The following is a 341-nucleotide window of genomic DNA, read 5'->3' on the forward strand; positions in this document are numbered from 1 at the left end:
GCGTCGGTGAGGTCGTCGGTGGTGCCGGGTGAGGTCCAGGCGACGTAGCCGTCGGGGCGGATCAGGACGGTGTCGAGGGCGGGGTCGGGCGGTGCGGTCCAGGTGGCGGTGACGACGTCGAGGTGGCCGGTGTGCTCGCGTGCCGTGCCGGCGGTGGTGCGGTCGGTGGTCAGGAGCAGGCCGCGTCCGGTGCGCAGGAGTTCGGCGACGCGGGTGCGGGTGCCGTCGGGCAGGGTGAGGGTGCGGTCGGGCGGCATGCGCCGGCCCAGCAGCGGGTGGTCGCCCTTGGCCAGGTCGTAGCCGACGCCCAGACCGCTCACGATCCCGGCGGCCTGTTCGGC

At 75.7% G+C, this 341-nt stretch carries 1 pseudogene; it reads right to left on the reverse strand.

Annotation, left to right across the window (positions count from 1 at the left end):
• Positions 1 to 341 (reverse strand): annotated as a pseudogene (locus ACLZOT_RS50840) (monooxygenase); the annotation flags it as partial.

Origin of the sequence: Streptomyces sp. 4F14 (genome assembly GCF_048159485.1) — a bacterium.
Classification (GTDB): domain Bacteria; phylum Actinomycetota; class Actinomycetes; order Streptomycetales; family Streptomycetaceae; genus Streptomyces.